The sequence below is a fragment of the uncultured Lawsonella sp. genome (genome assembly GCF_947252745.1).
Taxonomy (GTDB): Bacteria; Actinomycetota; Actinomycetes; order Mycobacteriales; family Mycobacteriaceae; genus Lawsonella.
Genome location: NZ_CAMXWW010000001.1, coordinates 337,854 through 354,362, shown reverse-complemented (window position 1 = coordinate 354,362; position 16,509 = coordinate 337,854). Strand labels below are relative to the sequence as shown.

General features: G+C 61.2%; 12 protein-coding genes. 9 read left to right on the top strand and 3 right to left on the bottom strand.

Annotation, left to right across the window (positions count from 1 at the left end; all coding sequences use genetic code 11):
- Window positions 1-2: 2 nt before the first annotated feature.
- Window positions 3-926, bottom strand: coding sequence for a DUF5692 family protein (locus Q0X28_RS01535; protein ID WP_298575741.1), 924 nt, complete (start codon window positions 924-926; stop codon window positions 3-5).
- 177 nt (window positions 927-1,103) lie between these two features.
- Between Q0X28_RS01535 and dnaK the strand changes: the two genes are divergently transcribed.
- The 4 genes from dnaK (at window position 1,104) to Q0X28_RS01515 (ending at window position 5,548) form a co-directional block, all read left to right on the top strand.
- Window positions 1,104-2,954: a molecular chaperone DnaK gene (gene dnaK / locus Q0X28_RS01530; protein ID WP_296239674.1), complete on the top strand. Its 1,851-nt coding sequence runs from the start codon at window positions 1,104-1,106 to the stop codon at window positions 2,952-2,954.
- A gap of 12 nt (window positions 2,955-2,966) precedes the next feature.
- Window positions 2,967-3,683 (top strand): nucleotide exchange factor GrpE, encoded by a 717-nt coding sequence (gene grpE, locus Q0X28_RS01525; protein ID WP_298575737.1) that lies wholly within the window; start codon window positions 2,967-2,969, stop codon window positions 3,681-3,683.
- A gap of 210 nt (window positions 3,684-3,893) precedes the next feature.
- A complete protein-coding gene (gene dnaJ / locus Q0X28_RS01520) occupies window positions 3,894-5,165 on the top strand; it encodes a molecular chaperone DnaJ (RefSeq protein WP_298575734.1) in 1,272 nt (423 codons plus the stop codon).
- Entirely contained in the window at window positions 5,162-5,548 is a 387-nt protein-coding gene (locus Q0X28_RS01515; protein WP_298575731.1) for a heat shock protein transcriptional repressor HspR, read from the top strand. The genes dnaJ and Q0X28_RS01515 overlap by 4 nt, the downstream gene beginning before the upstream one ends.
- Window positions 5,549-5,584: 36 nt before the next feature.
- Here the strand turns inward: Q0X28_RS01515 and Q0X28_RS01510 are convergent, their stop codons facing one another.
- A complete protein-coding gene (locus Q0X28_RS01510) occupies window positions 5,585-6,814 on the bottom strand; it encodes an FAD-binding oxidoreductase (protein ID WP_298575728.1) in 1,230 nt (409 codons plus the stop codon).
- 259 nt (window positions 6,815-7,073) lie between these two features.
- Between Q0X28_RS01510 and clpB the strand changes: the two genes are divergently transcribed.
- Window positions 7,074-9,650, top strand: coding sequence for an ATP-dependent chaperone ClpB (gene clpB / locus Q0X28_RS01505; RefSeq protein WP_298575725.1), 2,577 nt, complete (start codon window positions 7,074-7,076; stop codon window positions 9,648-9,650).
- Window positions 9,651-9,735: 85 nt separating this feature from the next.
- Here clpB and Q0X28_RS01500 read toward each other — a convergent pair whose 3' ends face one another.
- Entirely contained in the window at window positions 9,736-10,791 is a 1,056-nt protein-coding gene (locus Q0X28_RS01500; RefSeq protein WP_298575723.1) for a hypothetical protein, read from the bottom strand.
- A 226-nt stretch (window positions 10,792-11,017) separates the two neighbouring features.
- Between Q0X28_RS01500 and Q0X28_RS01495 the strand changes: the two genes are divergently transcribed.
- The 4 genes from Q0X28_RS01495 to Q0X28_RS01480 all read left to right on the top strand — a co-directional run bounded on the left by Q0X28_RS01495 (window position 11,018) and on the right by Q0X28_RS01480 (window position 16,481).
- On the top strand, window positions 11,018-11,863 hold the full coding sequence (locus Q0X28_RS01495; RefSeq protein ID WP_298575720.1) for a sulfurtransferase: 846 nt from the start codon (window positions 11,018-11,020) through the stop codon (window positions 11,861-11,863).
- Between the two features lie 156 nt (window positions 11,864-12,019).
- A complete protein-coding gene (locus tag Q0X28_RS01490) occupies window positions 12,020-15,142 on the top strand; it encodes a hypothetical protein (RefSeq protein ID WP_298575717.1) in 3,123 nt (1,040 codons plus the stop codon).
- Window positions 15,143-15,220: 78 nt separating this feature from the next.
- On the top strand, window positions 15,221-15,793 hold the full coding sequence (gene pyrE / locus Q0X28_RS01485; RefSeq protein WP_298575714.1) for an orotate phosphoribosyltransferase: 573 nt from the start codon (window positions 15,221-15,223) through the stop codon (window positions 15,791-15,793).
- Window positions 15,777-16,481 carry an RNA methyltransferase gene (locus tag Q0X28_RS01480; protein ID WP_298575711.1) on the top strand — a complete coding sequence of 235 codons (705 nt, stop codon included), beginning with the start codon at window positions 15,777-15,779 and terminating at the stop codon, window positions 16,479-16,481. Before pyrE ends, Q0X28_RS01480 begins: the two co-directional genes overlap by 17 nt.
- The last annotated feature ends 28 nt before the right edge of the window (window positions 16,482-16,509 follow it).

Genomic DNA, 16,509 nt, shown 5'->3' with positions numbered 1-16,509 from the left:
CACTAGTTGGTGTCGGTTAGTTCTCCGTTCTCTCCAGCTGGTACATCCCATTGAGGATTGGACTCAATTCCTTTCTTGACGAGTGCTGGTGTTGAGCTTAGCGGTGTGCGGAGCTTGGGGTAGCGCTTGTCTTTCTTGCCCCACCAGAAGTAGTGGGTGACGTAACCATTCGCAGGTGGGAAGGGGCTGTCGGGTTCGAATCCGAGTTCTTCGGGGGTTTTCTCGACACAGTCTGTGATGAAGTATTTCTCCTTGTCGTCGCAAGTTTCTTTGACGACACGTCGGAAAGCCTTGGTTTCCATGAAGAGGGCTTCTGTGAAGGGGTTCCGCTTGTGTTTGATAATCAAGTAGAGCCAGTACACGAAGAGTGCGACGTTGGCGATAAGGGCGAGCCAGGAGCACGTTTTGTTGGCGGCAGGGTCCATAGTGGCGAAGTTGGTCATTGCATTTGGTGGGGTAGCGATGGTGGGGAGCCAGTTGTAGAACGCAATCCAGTACATAAGGGTGTAGCAACGGAACCAGATCCATTGACCACGTGCCCAGGTGAATGCGGGAATTGTGCAGGCTAGCAGTAGTGCGAACGAGCAGTACCAGGTGTAGTCACCGAGAGAGTTGTAGAGGAAGGCGTGGTTCCACAGATCGTAGGCAATGATCCAGGGCCAAATCTGATCGAGCCAGACGATGGACTTGACGTTGCTGCCCTTACGCCCTGCCACGATGATGCGGGTGAGACCGGTGATGGTGAGGATGTTGAGGAAACCGGCGGCGGCACTGAGTAGATTCCAGTAGCCACCAATGGTGCGGAAGCCGGTGGCGGGGTCGATGCCGATGTGGCGGGCGTCAAAGTTTGCTGCCAGTGCCATATACCACGCTTGTGTCTTTGGCTCGGCGGTGATGGTGCGGGCTTCGGGAAGCTTCGTCAGCATATCGACGCCGGGGTGAGTCCATCTTTGCAGGTCAAGTGCCTATGATGCACAAAATTGAGTATAATAGGCTCAATTACTATTGCGTACTGAGAGTGGATATGTCATACTTGAGTGCGTACCGCTCAATAGAGCGTGAAATGACCTTACGAACGAACACAACATATGGAGGTACACATCATGGGACGCGCAGTAGGTATTGACCTCGGCACCACCAACTCCTGCGTCTCCGTCCTGGAAGGCGGAGAAGCAAAGGTTATCCCCAACGCAGAGGGATCCCGCACCACCCCGTCCGTCGTGGCCTTCGCCAAGAACGGTGAAGTCCTCGTCGGGCAGCCTGCCAAGAACCAGGCAGTGACCAACGTTGACCGCACCGTCCGCTCCGTCAAGCGCCATATCGGCTCCGATTGGAAGTCCAATGACATTGACGGCAAGCTGTACACCCCCCAGGAAATCTCCGCCCACGTGCTCATGAAGTTGAAGCGCGATGCAGAAGCCTACCTGGGTGAGTCCATCACCGACGCCGTCATCACTGTGCCGGCTTACTTCAATGACGCCCAGCGTCAGGCCACCAAAGATGCTGGCCAGATCGCCGGTCTCAACGTGCTCCGCATCGTGAACGAGCCCACCGCAGCCGCCCTCGCCTACGGACTCGAAAAAGCCGACAAGGAACAGACTATTCTCGTCTTCGACCTCGGCGGCGGCACCTTCGACGTGTCCCTGCTGGAGATCGGTGACGGTGTTGTGGAAGTCCGCGCCACCTCCGGTGACAACCACCTCGGTGGCGACGACTGGGACAACCGCATCGTCGAGTGGCTTGTTGACAAGTTCAAGAACGCCTCCGGCGTGGACCTGTCCAAGGACCGCATGGCCATGCAGCGTCTTCGTGAAGCCGCAGAAAAGGCCAAGATTGAGCTGTCTGCCTCGCAGAGCGCCACCATTAACCTCCCCTACATCACCGTCGACGCCGATAAGAACCCGCTGTTCCTCGATGAGACCCTGTCCCGCGCCGAATTCCAGCGCATCACCCAGGACCTTCTCGACCGCTGCCGCACCCCGTTCCAGTCGGTCATCAAGGATGCCGGAATCTCTGTCTCCGAGATCGACCACGTGGTGCTCGTGGGTGGCTCCACCCGTATGCCCGCCGTCACCGACCTGGTGAAGGAACTGACCGGTGGCCGCGAGCCCAACAAGGGTGTGAACCCGGACGAGGTCGTCGCCGTGGGTGCTGCCCTGCAGGCTGGCGTGCTCCGTGGCGAAGTGAAGGATGTGCTGCTCCTCGACGTCACCCCGCTGTCTCTCGGTATTGAAACCAAGGGTGGTGTGATGACCAAGCTCATCGAGCGCAACACCACCATCCCCACCAAGCGCTCCGAGACCTTCACCACTGCCGAGGACAATCAGCCCTCCGTGCAGATCCAGGTCTACCAGGGCGAGCGTGAGATGGCCTCGCAGAACAAGCTGCTCGGCTCCTTCGAACTCTCCGGCATTGCCCCCGCCCCCCGTGGCATCCCGCAGATCGAAGTCACCTTCGACATCGACGCCAACGGCATTGTCCACGTCACCGCTAAGGACAAGGGCACCGGCAAGGAGAACACCGTCACCATCCAAGATGGTTCCGGCCTCTCCCAGGAAGAAATCGACCGCATGATTAAGGATGCGGAAGAGCACGCCGAGGAAGACCGCAAGCGCCGCGAAGAGGTTTCTCTCCGCAACGAAGCGGAAACTCTCGTCTACCAGACCGAGAAGTTCCTCGCCGACAACGCCGAGACCGTTCCGTCCGAGAACAAGGACAAGGTCCAGGCCGCTCTCGACAAGGCCAAGGAAGCCCTCAAGGGTAGTGACGTTGCCGCTCTGCGCAGCGCCATGGAAGAGGTAAAGACCGAATCCTCCGCCATGGGCCAGGCTATGTACGAGAAGGCTGCCGCAGAAGGTGCCACCGCCGCCGATGCAGGTGCTGACAACGCCTCCGCCACTGGTGGCGACGACGACGTGGTAGACGCCGAGGTTGTCGAAGACGACAACAAGTAAGGACTGATAGACATGACGGACGCATCTCAGAACCCCACCGAGGGACAGTCACAGGCTGACGACACCTCGGATCTGCAGGCCTCCGCCACCGCCGCCGACGCCAACCCGGCTGCCGCTGCCGCAGATACTGCCGACGCGGCCGCTGGGAACGGTGCCGACACCGCGAGTGACCCCAACGCAGCCGGCCAGGCCGCCACAGCTGCCGAGGAGGAGCTCACGGTAGAAGACAAACTGCTGGCCAAGGTGCAGGAACTCACCGAGGACCTGCAGCGGGTCACCGCCGAATTCACCAACTACCGCAAGCGTGTTGAACGTGACCTCGGCACTGCCCGGGACAATGGCAAAGCCGGTGTCGTCACCTCAATGCTGGTACTTGCCGACGATGTCGAGCGGGCCCGCCAGCACGGCGACGTCACCGAGGGAAGCCCTCTCAAGGCTTTCACCGATAAGTTCACGTCCATCCTGGAAGGACAGGGCGTGTCCCAGTTCGGCGAGGTCGGGGACGTGTTCGACGCCAACCGTCACTCCGCCATCCAAGATGAAGGCGGTGACGGCGAGAAGGTGTTGAGCGCAGTTCTCCGCAAGGGCTTCAACCTGGGAGATCGCGTGCTCCGCGAAGCCATGGTTATTGTCCGTGGTGACGAGGGCGCGGCTGCCGCTTCCGACGGTGACGAGTCCACCGAGTCAAGTGCGGCGGAGCAGTCCGATGCGGATAGCGCCGACAAGTAACCTCATTTCATAACGTAGTGTAGTGGCGGCCTCCCCAGTGGGGTCGCCACTACGTTATGTGGGGACAGTTCCGTTCGTGACTGTGAAAGCGGTCCAGATTACGGCATTTAATAGGCACACAGTTACTGACACAGATAAAGTTGAGTAGTATAGACTCAATCTTAGATATTATCGATAACCATAGTTTTAGCCCAGAGAGGAGGAGACACCATGCAGCGAGAATGGGCCGATAAGGACTTCTACAAGGAACTCGGCGTCAGCAAAGATGCCACCCAAGACGAGATCAAAAAGGCGTACCGAAAACTCGCCCGAAGTCTCCACCCCGACGCCAACCCCGGTGACAAAGCCGCAGAAGAGCGCTTCAAACGAGTCAGCGAAGCTAACGCCGTTCTCTCCGACCCGAAAGAACGTAAAGAGTACGACGAACTCCGTGCCATGCTGTCCTCAGGATTCGGCGGGTTCGGGGGAAAAGGCGGTTTCGGCGCACCCGGGGGATTCGGCAATGGATTTGGTCAGGGCGCCGGTGGCTTCACCGGATTCACCCCCAGCGGCGGTCACAGTTACACCTACGGCACCGACGGCTTCGACATCGGCGATCTTGGCGACATCTTTGGCGGCGCAACCCAGAACGCCACCGGCGGAGCTGGCGGCATAGGCGACATTCTTGGTGGCCTCTTTAACCAACGCCGCGGTGGCGGACACCGGCCCGAACCACCCCAGCAATCCAATGGTGGCGCCAACATCACCACCTCCATCACCATTAACTTCCGGGATGCAGCAAAAGGCGCCACCGTGCCTATCCGCATCACCTCCAAGACAGCCTGCACCACCTGCCACGGCTCCGGGGCGCGCCCAGGCACCGCCCCCCGCACCTGCCCCGAATGTAATGGGTCAGGCTTCCGACACTCGGCACAAGGTGCCTTCCAGTTCTCGCAACCCTGCACCAACTGCGGCGGCACCGGCACCGTCATCAAGGACCCCTGCTCCGACTGTGGTGGCTCAGGCGTCGTCAACCGCACCCGCACCCTCAAAGTTCGGGTCCCCGCGGGTATAAAAGATGGCCAGAAGGTGCGGCTCAACGGCAAAGGTGAAGCCGGCCTGCGCGGTGCCCCTCCTGGCGACCTCTTCGTGAAGATCAACATCATCCCCGATAAGGTCTTCCAACGCGAGGGCAACAACCTGCTGGTGGACGTCCCTGTCTCCTTCTCAGAACTGGCGCTGGGAGCTACCGTTACCGTCCCCACCCTGGACGGCACTGTCTCCATCCGCATCCCTGCTGGCAGCACTGCCGACCAGGTGATGCGGGTACGTGGGCGTGGGATCGCCCCCGCCAAGGAGGCCGCAGGGGATCTGCTGGCGACCCTCAAGGTGCAGATTCCCACACATCTGGATGCCGACACCAGCGAGGCACTCAAAAACTATGCACAAGCAGAACAACGCTCTGGGTTTGACCCACGGGCGGGATGGGCAGGTGCGGTATGAGCAAACGCGAAAAGCACTTCTTCGTCATCTCGGTAGCAGCTGAGCGGGCGGGCATGCACGCGCAAACACTGCGCCAATACGACCGGCTTGGGCTGGTGACACCGGCCCGAGCACAGGGAGGTGGACGCCGCTACTCCGATGAGGATGTGGAACTCCTGCGGGAGATCCAACGTCTCAGCCAGGATGAAGGCATCAACCTGGCCGGTATTAAGCGGATCTTGAAGCTCTCTCAGCGGGTGAAGGAACTGCAAGAGCAGGTCGAACAGTTGGAGGAGACACTTGAAGCGGTGAACCAGCAGCATCGTACTGGGAGTGTGTTGGTGCACGTTCCCCGCAGTCAAGCAGTGGTGGTGTGGAGCCCTGAAGCGCGCCGCCGCAGCTAAGTGAGGGTACTCAGATAAGTCAGGACACTAAGAACTCTAATCCAGTGGGTCGTGGTGAATATCGGCCGGGTTAACGCCCAGGCGCGGTAGATTCGCCACGGCCTGCTGGACTATTTGCTGGCCGCCGCCCACCAGGATCTCGCGGTCGTGTACGCACCCGTCAGCAACCGCCAACTCCAGCGGATTGCCCTGCCGCAGCAGCAAATTTGGGGGTAGTGGGGGAGCGTCGCGCAGCCACCAGGGGTCGCTGTCTTCCTCCGCGCAGATATGGGCGATAAGCCAAGGGTTGGCGGCCTGAATATTGGCCAAAGTGGCGGCATCGAAAAGTTCACCGGGATAGCGGGTGCCGTAGTAGACATCCACCAGGGGGTTGTTCTTCCCCGTTTGCACCATGTCCAGCAGAATGCAGCGCATGGGGGCAGCGGCGACGTTTCGGGCGATCATACAGACGGGGCGTTCTCCGGACACGTGTAAATTGCCGTGCGGGTTGGAAAGAATCCACTGGTCGCCGGGGCGGGTGTTGTGTACCACCTGGGTGCTGAAGTAGCCGTGCTCGAGTGCCCGCACGTGGAATTCTAGGTAGCCATCCGGGTTGGCGGGGATGGTGGCAGAGAGGTAACGCCAGGTGCCGGGGCACTGTGGAATCTGGACGGACATGTACTGGCCGGGCAGGTAGTCGATGGGAGGGGCGACGTGTAGGCGGATGATGGCGATGTTGCGGGTGAGGCGCTGCACTTCCATGACATTGCCGAGGTAGACCGGGGGCGTGTTCTCTACGGAGGCGGCTGTCTGCATGACGTCGATGGCGTGCTCGAAGGAGCTCAGTAGGGCGGCGTCCAGGTCGGTGCTCCACTGGAGGGGCATGAGACGGGCGAAGGTGTCGCGCAGGGCAATTGCCAAGGTGTGGTAGTCGGCGTCGGTGAACTGGTGCTTGCGCTGGTCCCGTCCGAGTTGGCTAAGGAATTCCATTACATCGTCGAGCTGCTCTGGGTGGGGGGTGGCCTGGTCGATAGTTTCGAGGAAGTAGATGAGGCCGCGAGCGTAGCGGATGGTACGGCGATCGGTGAAGGCGGGGAAGCGTTTGCGGAGCTGGAAGTCGTGCGCGAAGACGGTGGCATAGAAGTCACGCATGAAGTCCTCGGGTTGCGCGTGGAGGAGTTCGATGGCGGGCCCGAGCACGGTGTAGTAGGTGGTGGGGGTGAGGTCGGATTCGCCGCGCGAATGGCGGCCGGATCCGGTCGCAGTGTCGTCGCGGTGGCGGCTCATTGCATCTCCTCTCAGGCGCCTTGGGGTGGTCCACTATGCCTGTATGTGCCCATCATAGCTGCTGGTGTGAGAAAAAAGACTGCGAGTTTTTCGAAAAAATCTTTAGCTATATCCGCTCAACTTTGCTAAAGTGAAATTGAACATGAGTCATAATGACTCAACTAAGTGATAGTGAGGCACTAAAAACATAGGTCATCACGTATCTGACGCTTCCACAACCCATCACCACACTTCACCATAGAGAAAAGGACAAAACCCCATGAACACCCAGAGCTTCACCACCAAATCCCAAGAGGCCATCTCCGCCGCCCTCCAAACCGCTGCCGCGAAAGGAAATCCCAGCGTAGAACCCGCTCACCTGCTCGTCGCACTCCTCGAGCAGCAAGACGGCATTGCTGGACCGCTCCTCCACAGTGCTGGCGTCGACCCCGCCGCCCTCCTCCAGCGAGCACGGTCCCTTGTGGATGGCCTCCCCGCGGCCAGTGGCGGAGGCATGGCTAACCCCAACCTCTCCCGGGACGGGCTGACCGTCCTCAATACCGCCCAGGAACTCGCCAGTTCCATGGGTGACGACTACACCTCCACCGAGCACCTCATGGTCGGCCTCGCCACTAGCGGGCACCCCGTTGCCAAGGCCATGCAGTCCTTGGGTGCCACCCCAGAGAACCTCAAGGCAGCCTTCACCTCCGTGCGCGGCTCCGGACGCATCACCACCGAAAACCCGGAGGACAACTACCAGGCCCTCGAGAAGTACTCCACGGACCTCACTGCACGAGCCCGCGAAGGCAAAATCGACCCCGTCATCGGACGTGACTCCGAAATTCGCCGAGTCGTACAGGTCCTCAGCCGCCGCACTAAGAACAACCCGGTACTCATCGGTGAACCTGGCGTCGGCAAAACTGCCATCGTAGAAGGCCTCGCACGTCGCATCGTTTCCGGCGATGTACCAGAGTCGTTGCGCGGCAAGCGCCTCATTGCCCTCGACCTGGGCTCCATGATCGCCGGCGCCAAGTACCGTGGCGAATTCGAAGAGCGCCTGAAGAGCGTCCTCCAAGAAATCAAGGATGCAAACGGCGAGATCATCACCTTCATCGACGAAATCCACACCATCGTCGGGGCTGGCGCCACCGGCGACTCCGGCATGGACGCTGGCAACATCATCAAGCCCATGCTGGCCCGTGGCGAACTCCGCCTGGTCGGCGCCACCACCCTGGACGAGTACCGCAAGTACATCGAAAAGGACGCCGCCCTGGAACGGCGGTTCCAACAGGTCTACGTGGGTGAGCCAACCGTAGAAGACACCATCGGTATTCTGCGTGGACTCAAGGAACGTTACGAAGTACACCACGGCGTTCGTATTAAGGACTCCGCACTGGTGGCCGCCGCGACCCTCTCCGACCGCTACATCACCAACCGCTTCCTTCCGGACAAGGCAATCGACCTCATGGACGAAGCTGCCTCCCGGATGCGCATGGAAATCGACTCCTCCCCGGAGGAAATCGACACCGCTGAGCGTATTGTGCGCCGCCTCGAGGTGGAAGAACTCGCCCTCGACAAAGAAGAAGACGCCGCTTCCCTCGAACGCCTCGTGGCACTCCGCCAAGAACTCGCCGACGAACGGGAAAAACTCGCCCAACTGACGGCCCGCTGGCAGAACGAAAAGAACGCCATCGACGCCGTCCGCAACCTCAAGGAAACCCTGGAGGATCTTCGTGGACAGGCCGAGCGGGCCGAGCGTGATGGCGACCTGGGTAAGGCCGCCGAACTGCGCTACGGGCGCATCCCCGAGGCAGAAAAGAAACTCGCCGAAGCCGAAAACTCCCAAGCATCGACCAGCGAATACTCGCAGATGATGTTGAAGGAAGAAGTGGGCCCAGACGACGTCGCCGAAGTTGTCGAAGCCTGGACCGGCATCCCTGCAGGCCGCATGCTGGAAAGCGAAGGGCAGAAGCTGCTCCGCATGGAAGAAGAACTTGCCCAGAATGTGGTGGGCCAAGAGGGCGCTGTGAAGGCAGTGTCTGATGCAGTCCGCCGTGCCCGCGCGGGGGTGGCAGACCCCAACCGGCCGCTGGGCTCCTTCCTCTTCCTCGGCCCCACCGGCGTGGGCAAGACGGAACTAGCGAAGTCGCTGGCCCAGTTTCTCTTCGATGACAAACACGCGATCGTTCGCATCGACATGTCCGAGTATGGGGAGAAGCACTCCGTCGCCCGCCTCATCGGTGCCCCTCCGGGATACGTCGGCTACGAATCCGGCGGTCAACTCACCGAAGCGATCCGCCGCCGTCCCTACTCCGTCATCCTCTTTGATGAGGTAGAGAAGGCACACCCGGATGTTTTCGACGTGCTGCTGCAGGTGCTGGACGAAGGCCGGCTGACGGACGGGCAAGGCCGCACGGTGGACTTCCGCAACACCATCCTCATCCTCACGTCTAACCTGGGTGCGGGTGGTACGCAGGAGCAGATCATGCAGGCGGTGAAGCACAACTTCAAGCCCGAGTTCGTCAACCGGTTGGACGACATTATTGTGTTCTCGGCTCTGCAACCCGAACAGTTGAAGGGCATTGTGGACATCCAGCTGCGTGAACTGTCCCAGCGTCTGTCCGTCCGCCGGCTCACCCTGGATGTGGACGATGTCGCCCGTACATGGCTGGCCGAGCGCGGCTACGACCCCGCTTACGGTGCACGCCCGCTGCGCCGGCTGATCCAACAGGCCATTGGAGACGCCCTGGCGAAGGAGCTGTTGGCGGGCGAGATCTTCGACGGCGACATTGTCCATGTGACGGTGGCTGCCGACGGGGAGAGCTTGCAGATTACTGGCCAGCGCACCGAAAGCTAAGAGTGTACTGAAGGCTAAGGGTGTACAGAGAACAGAACCTCCCCTGCAGAATGCAGGGGAGGTTCTGCGTATGGAGAGCAGGGGGCTAGGCGACGCGGAGAACAGCGTCGGCGGAATTGAGGGACTGTGACAGTGCCGGGGCGGCAGTGTTGTCGTCCTGTGATCCATCGTCTTTATCGTCGGAGGAGGAGCCGGTGGAACCGACACCCGAGCCCGCGGCAGCGGAGACTTTGTGCCCGGCCGAAGGCGGCAGCCACCAGAGGAAGATGAGCGCGAGGCCGGCACCGATGGCTTTCAAGGCCAGCTCGCGGGTGGTGGCATTGGGGGAGAAGAGCCCCACCACCATGGTGCCGAGGTGGGAACCGATGGGAGTACCGGCGGCCGCAGCGGAGGAACCCACTGCGAAGAACACTGCTAGGAAGACGGGGATGACCGCAAGCCAGACCAAGGGGGCGGCAAGCGTGCCGACCACTGGGACCAGGGTGAAGAGCAGCATGCCGTTGGCCACTAGCGCGCCCGCCAGGAATCCGATCGCCCATCCGGCGGCAGTGCCGGCAAGCCCGCCGAATACGCCGCCGGCAATAACGCCGGGAAAGTTCTCTACTTCAGCGCGGTTCAGGTATTTGCCCCAGGCGTCGTAGAACTCGCGCAGGCGAGTGTCGTAGCCGATCCAGCCTTCCCGCGCGTGCATGACGGTGATGGGGGCGGGGCGGAAGGAGTCCGCTGCGGGGAGGAAGGTGGCGCTGCGGCCGCCCTCCTTAAGGATGACGTTGAGGTCCATGACCTGGTCGCCAAAGATGGCCTGGAGAGGGGCGGTGACGACGGTGTTACCGGATTCGCCGACGATGGCGAGTGTATCGCCGCGCTTGACGAAATGGCCTTTACCCAGGACGAGGGTATTGCCGCTGTCGGTGACGCCAGCGATGGTGGCATCGGCGCGGGCAGCCTGCTTGGTGCGGGCTGCATCAGTGGGGAGCAGGTGGTGGGCGTCCACGTAGGGGCCGGACTGTTCGGCGATCGCTTCAATACTCTCCGTGTAGGGAGTTGAAACGGGGTCTGCCTGAACGGGATTAGCGGTGACCATAATGAGAGAGGCGGCTACGGCTCCAGCGACTGCTTTCAGGGCTGACGAGAATTTCAATGGGCTCTCCGTTCCGTTCTCGTATCTCTGGACGATTAAGGTTCCCTCGTGCAGGGATACAAAATAACCATTCACCTGGGGAATGGTTATTTACAACAATACATGCTGTTACGGATGTTCCAAGAGTGAATCTGAAATAGAACCGAAACCTACAAAGTTGGGCTCGCTCGGCGTGCTCACTTGTAGAGAGATGAATAAAGACTCCTCGACCAGTAGAATAGGGCACATGAGTATCCTCGTTAACCCGCAGTGGCTGAAGTCGCGTATCGGTTCGAACCGCGCACCGGTAATTCTGGACGTGCGGTGGTATCGCGATCGGGTGGGTGGCTACGACCATTACCTGGAGCACCACATCCCTAACGCCATCTATGTGGACCTCGACCAGGACCTCACGGGTGTGCACAACCCGGAAAACGGCCGTCGTCCCTTCCCCTCGAAGGAAAAGGTGCAGGAGCTCACCCGTAAATGGGGTATCGACAAGAACTCCTATGTGGTGGTCTACGACTCTGTGTCCGGTACTTCGGCAGCCCGTGCGTGGTGGGTCCTCCGCGACGCTGGTGTCGAGAACGTCTTCTTCCTGGATGGTGGCCTGCAACGCTGGGAGCATGCCGGTATGCCCACGGTGACGGGTCCCGGCATTATTCCGCTGCGCGGTAACTTCGAGGTATCTGACACGCCCTGTATGCCCACCATCACCGTAGATGAGGTCAAGACGTGGCCGGAGCATGGCATTCTGCTGGATGCCCGCTCGGAACGCCGCTACCAGGGTCATTTTGAATATAACGATGCTCGCCTGGGCCACATCCCGGGTGCCCATAACCTGCCGACCTACGGAAACTTTGGCCCCGACCAGAAGTTCCTGGACTTCGAAAGCCTGCTTGACCGTTTCGAGGGCTTGGGTATTACCAGTGGCTCAGAAGTTGCGGTTTACTGTGGTTCCGGTAACTTGGCCACCCACACCATTGCCGCCCTGGAAGTCGCTGGTCTACCTGGTGCTTCCCTGTATGAGGGCGGTTGGTCGCAATGGTGTTTGGATCCCGAGCGTCCAGCCTCTCGAGGCTTCCGTCCGTAGCTTTTCGCGTGCCTACTTTTCCCACAGTGGGCACGTTTCACTATCGGTTAAAATCGCTGCCGAACACGTGAAAAAGCTCCGAAACAGGGCAGAAACACAGTACCGTTAGTACTGAGTACTGCCCGCAGATAGGGGAAACGTATGTTATCAGTTCCCGTGATCTTATTGATCGTGGCCGCCGTGGTAGGCGCAATTGGCATTGTCTTTGCCATTGTGGGTGCCGTCCGCTCCCACCAGCAGCCCTCAACCGATGCGCCCGAGCAGTCCCGCTGGGGCGATGAGCTGGGATTCCGGCCCGACGCAGAGGGCGTGCACGCCGCCATCTCCCAATGGGAACATGGCCCCGCCGCCGACGGTGGGCTGAGTGAGCCGAAAGACCCCGCCACCGGAGAGTTCGCCGGCCATCCCGCATTGATCTTTACACAGGACGACGGCTGGATTGTGGCAGTACAACGCGATACCGCTTCCTCTGTGGTGGTGGAGATCCACCCGCAGACTAACGAGGAGGCGGACGAGTCTGGGAAAGCCACCGATCTGCAGGTGTACTCCTCCGATGTGGATGCCATGATCCGCGCCACCGATGACCGTCTGGTGGAGATTCTCGACAACCACCCCGGCGACTTGGCCATGGCATGGTCTGAAGGCTACTGGTCGGCGGCGCTGCTGCCGCTGGACGATGACGGTGTGGATGTGGAGATCGACCCGGACAACAAGATCAACGAGGAACTCCCCTTTGTCCTCAACTGGTTGGCCAACCTCAACGATGCGCTGCGTGTACTGCCCCCCAAGGAAGGCGAGGAAGAGTCTCTCAGCCTGCAGGGTGTGGGCCCCACCCGCCCGCTCGCCGACCGCACTGACGCTGACTCTCTTCCCGTCGACGCAGATTCCTTCGAGCCGGAAGAAGCTGGCTTGTTGCCCGCCGACACCGGTTTCCCCAGTGATGTACCCGTCTCCGACGGTTCCCTGGCCGGTTTGGTGTCCGGTGGGGTTGGTGCCGCTGGTGCCGGTACTTTCGTCGGCCGTGGTGTGGGCGACGAGCCGGCCGAGGATGGCGCGGCGTCCGGTATCCCCGCCCTCACCGTGGTGGGCGATCAGCCGGTTGCCCCCATCTGGGAGGAGGACGAGTCCGAAGCCGAGAGCATGCCTGCAGACGAGGGCGACTCTCCCGTACCTGCCGACGCTGCCGACATCGATGAACCCATCACTGAGGAAGAGCTGGCTGCAGCAGTAGCTGCTGATGAATCTGTCGCCATCGACGCTGCCGATGACGACCTGCTGGCTGGTAATGACCTGGTAGATGATGGCATTGACGGCGATGATGACCTGCTCAATCTGCCGGATGATGATCTGTCGGGCAGCGAGTTCCCGAACAATGAGCGTCCGAGCAATGAGCTTCCGAATAATGTCATTCCCTTCACTCCAGCCGGTGGTACTACCACTGGAGCTGCAGTGACTGGTGGCCTGGCCGGATTGACGATCGTTCCTGATCTGCCCCTCGGCGAGAACACGGAACTGTCCGGTGACGACGCCGATGAGCCGGATGCTGGCACCTCCGCCGGGCTGGCCGAAGACGACTTCGTTACCCTTCCCGCCGCCGACGATACTCCGGCCCCCAGCTGGGCACCCGACGAGGAACCCACTGGTGAACTCGCCGTTAACCATGTGGATGAAAGCGCCCTGCTTGCCAGCTCTTGGGAACCGCGGGAACACATCGACTTCGCCGACCTCTCCGCAGACGACGAGCGCAACGCCGACGCCACCTTCGTCACCGAAGCAGACTTTGCCGAAGCAGACCGCCTCATGGGCGAGGACCTGGACGGCAGTGATGTGGGCACAGACGACGCCAATGACATTGAAGACGTCGAAGCCGAAGCGGACGCTCTCGCCGCCTACGCAGAGGCAGAAGCCGTTGACGCCGTCGACGAATTCCCGGGCGAAACCCAGGTAGAGGATGTGCCGGCCGCTGACGAGTGGATCACCCCCACCACCGCCGAGTTCGACATTGTGCCCGAAGCCGGCGAAGAAGCCGCCACGCTGGCCGCCGTCGACGACGATGAACCGGAGGAAGCCGACGAGGACGTCGCCACCGAGGACTTCACCAGTGAAGACCTCGCCGAAGAAGGGCTCACCGAAGAAGACCTCATCGACGACACCGAAGACGACGCCCTTCTCGACGAACCCCTCGACGGGCCCGACATGGGCGAGGACCACCACGAGATTTCGGAGCCACCACACTTTGAAGGGCAAGACGCCGAACTCGACATTGATGCCCTCGGCGCCCCTGAGCACACCGGCCCCTTCGACATCATCAACGACGTCGCTCTGGCTGACGCCGCCTCTGCCGACGAAGCAGAAGAGTTTGCCGTCAGCGAGGCCGAGGCTGTAGAGGTACTGAGCCCCTACGAAGACGACGAAGAAGAATACGAGGTAGACGAGGACACCTACGAGGGACCCGATGACGCCAACTACACCGACGAGGACTTCGGTGAGGACGCTATCGAGCAAGGCCCCTTCGAGGCTGCCGCCACCGACGATGAGCTGGACGAGCCAGCCGCATCGGGAGCCGCAGAGCCGGTCGAGGACGCAGACCAGGTCGCTGACGACGCTGAGGCTACTGAAGGCGCTGGAGCAGCTGAGGCAGACGACGCGATCGATGCGCCGGAACGCCCCGCTGACTTCGCCGCCACACCGCTCACCGAGGGATTCCCCAGTTGGGAAGTTGGAGTCGATGCCGACGCAGCAGGAACTGCAGCTGCCGCTGGCGGACTAGGTGGTCGCTCCGCCGTCCCGCCGGTCGCCGCCACCCCGGAGGACACCCGCCCACGGATCTCCTTCGTCAAGCCAGTCGCCTCCCCGGCTGAAACCGGCCCGCTGCCCATCGTGAACCCGACCCAACCGTACTACCCAGAGCGGGACGAACAGGAGCCCGCTGCGCAGACGTCCCCCTCCCCGGCTGTCACCATCCCGCAGCCGCAAGAATCTGTCTCCACCGGCTCCCACGCTGTCCGCGACGGAGAACCCTCCACCATGCAGACTGGCCAGTTCCCCATCATTAAACTCAATGGGGCACGTGAGCCCGGCCGGCACGCCCGCAGACACAATGAGGACGCCGACACTGCGGTTCGCCCATCTTGGTTCGTGCCCGGGAAGACCAGCAGCCGCTCTCGCCGCCGTGATGAAGATGATGAGCAAGCGGAGAACGGTCGCTCCGCCGCCGACGCAGATCCCTCCGCCGAGGACGACCACGCCCAGCCAGAAGTTTCTGACGACGACAACTAGCCACTAGGCTTAGCCTTAGGACACAACTCCCGCCGGTCCCACCCGCGGGAGTTCCCACACCCCAGAAAGGCGCCTTTCATGGTTGCAGCGTTCAACCCTGCTGATCACCCCGTTAACGCTGAGGCGAAAGCCGAACTCGCCGAACTCGTTAAAGACCTCGCTGTGGTCCACGGGAAAGTCACCCTCTCTTCCGGGAAAGAAGCCGACTACTACGTCGACCTGCGTCGCGTCACCATGCACAGCCGCGCCTCCCGCCTTATCGGCGCCCTCCTCCGCGAACTCACCGCAGATTGGGACTACGTTGCCGCTGGTGGCCTCACCCTAGGTGCCGACCCAGTGGGCACCGCCATCATGCACGCTGACGGGCGCGACATTAACGCCTTCACCGTCCGCAAGGAAAAGAAGAAGCACGGCATGCAGCGCCAGGTCGAAGGCCCTGATGTGGTGGGCAAGAAGGTGCTGGTCGTCGAAGACACCACCACCACCGGTAGCTCGCCGCTCACGGCCGTCCGCGTCCTGCGCGACCTGGGTGCCGAGGTAGTGGGCGTCGCCACCATTGTGGACCGTGCGACTGGCGCAGAGGACGTCATTAACGCTGAAGGCCTGGAGTATCGCTACCTGCTGAGCCTGGAAGATGTCGGACTCGCCTAGCCCCAGCGTACCTCTCACCTCGAGTACCGACTCCGCCCCTGGCCCCACCGAGTGGGGTGAAGGACGCCACGGTGTCGGTCCCTGGACTCTGGAACACCCCGGGGAACCCCTTCCCACTGACCCCCGCTACGATCCCACCCTGTTGGCAGAAGGGGATCGCCGTAATGTGGTGGACGCCTACCGTTATTGGCGGCGTGAGGCCATCGTTATGGATCTCGATACCCACCGTCACCCGTTCCACGTCGCCATCGAAAACTTCGAGCATGACGCGAACATTGGTACCGTCGTGCGCACCGCTAACGCTTTCTTGGCAGAGACGGTACACATTGTGGGAAAGCGCCGGTGGAATCGGCGGGGAGCCATGGTGACGGATCGTTACCAGCATCTTCGGCACCATGACACGGTGGAGGAGCTCATTCAGTGGGCCCACGCTGCTGGACTCACCGTAGTGGCTGTGGACAATGTGCCCGGCTCCACCCCCCTAGAATCTACCCTCCTCCCGGAGCGTGCTCTCCTCTTGTTTGGCCAGGAAGGCCCCGGTATTTCCGATGCCTCGGGGCAGCAGGCTGACATGCTCGTCTCTATCGCCCAATTCGGATCCACCCGCAGTATCAATGTTGGCGTCGCAGCAGGTATTGTGATGCATGCTTGGATAGCACAGCATGCAGATCTTGCTGCCGCCTGGTAACACTATCGCTGTTGAAAGGATGCGCCGA

Excerpts from the sequence above, each read along its gene's own strand:
- dnaK (WP_296239674.1), top strand. The coding sequence starts at position 1,104 with ATGGGACGCGCAGTAGGTATTGACCTCGGCACCACCAACTCCTGCGTC.
- pyrE (WP_298575714.1), top strand. The coding sequence starts at position 15,221 with ATGGTTGCAGCGTTCAACCCTGCTGATCACCCCGTTAACGCTGAGGCG.
- clpB (WP_298575725.1), top strand. The coding sequence starts at position 7,074 with ATGAACACCCAGAGCTTCACCACCAAATCCCAAGAGGCCATCTCCGCC.
- dnaJ (WP_298575734.1), top strand. The coding sequence starts at position 3,894 with ATGCAGCGAGAATGGGCCGATAAGGACTTCTACAAGGAACTCGGCGTC.
- Q0X28_RS01495 (WP_298575720.1), top strand. The coding sequence starts at position 11,018 with ATGAGTATCCTCGTTAACCCGCAGTGGCTGAAGTCGCGTATCGGTTCG.
- Q0X28_RS01515 (WP_298575731.1), top strand. The coding sequence starts at position 5,162 with ATGAGCAAACGCGAAAAGCACTTCTTCGTCATCTCGGTAGCAGCTGAG.
- grpE (WP_298575737.1), top strand. The coding sequence starts at position 2,967 with ATGACGGACGCATCTCAGAACCCCACCGAGGGACAGTCACAGGCTGAC.
- Q0X28_RS01480 (WP_298575711.1), top strand. The coding sequence starts at position 15,777 with ATGTCGGACTCGCCTAGCCCCAGCGTACCTCTCACCTCGAGTACCGAC.
- Q0X28_RS01510 (WP_298575728.1), bottom strand. The coding sequence starts at position 6,814 with ATGAGCCGCCACCGCGACGACACTGCGACCGGATCCGGCCGCCATTCG.
- Q0X28_RS01535 (WP_298575741.1), bottom strand. The coding sequence starts at position 926 with ATGCTGACGAAGCTTCCCGAAGCCCGCACCATCACCGCCGAGCCAAAG.